This window comes from Amycolatopsis thailandensis, assembly GCF_002234405.1.
GTDB classification, from domain to species: domain Bacteria; phylum Actinomycetota; class Actinomycetes; order Mycobacteriales; family Pseudonocardiaceae; genus Amycolatopsis; species Amycolatopsis thailandensis.
The window spans coordinates 1-535 of sequence record NZ_NMQT01000081.1; the positions used below are offsets into that span (position 1 = coordinate 1).

Here is a 535-nt window from a genome sequence, read left to right on the forward strand (position 1 = left end):
CGAGTTGCACTTGATCCGGATCCCGGCGGTCTGGCCGGCGCGGGCGAGTTCGATCTCCTCGCCGATGGCGCGCACGATGCCGCGGCGGATCCCGTGCGGCGACGTGAGGATGTTGCGATAGGTGTCCTGGCGGGAGTACCCGGTGAGCACGTTGAACAGATCCGTCAGATCCGCGCCGATCGTCGGGTCGGCGGTCAGGATGCCGAGGTCTTCGTAGAGGCGCGCGGTCTTCGGGTTGTAGTTGCCGGTGCCGATGTGGCAGTAGCGGCGGATGGTCGAACCCTCCTGGCGCACCACCATCGACACCTTGCAGTGCGTCTTGAGGCCGACGAGACCGTAGACCACGTGCACGCCGGCGCGTTCCAGCGTGCGGGCCCAGGTGATGTTGGCCTGTTCGTCGAACCGGGCCTTGATCTCCACGAGCGCGACGACCTGCTTGCCTGCCTCGGCCGCGTCGATCAGCGCGTCGACGATCGGGGAGTCGCCGGAGGTGCGGTACAGCGTCTGCTTGATCGCCAGCACCTTCTCGTCCGCG

1 pseudogene is annotated in these 535 nt (G+C 67.3%); it reads right to left on the reverse strand.

Annotation, left to right across the window (positions count from 1 at the left end):
- Positions 1-535: pseudogene (locus CFP71_RS22705) on the reverse strand (RNA degradosome polyphosphate kinase); the annotation flags it as partial.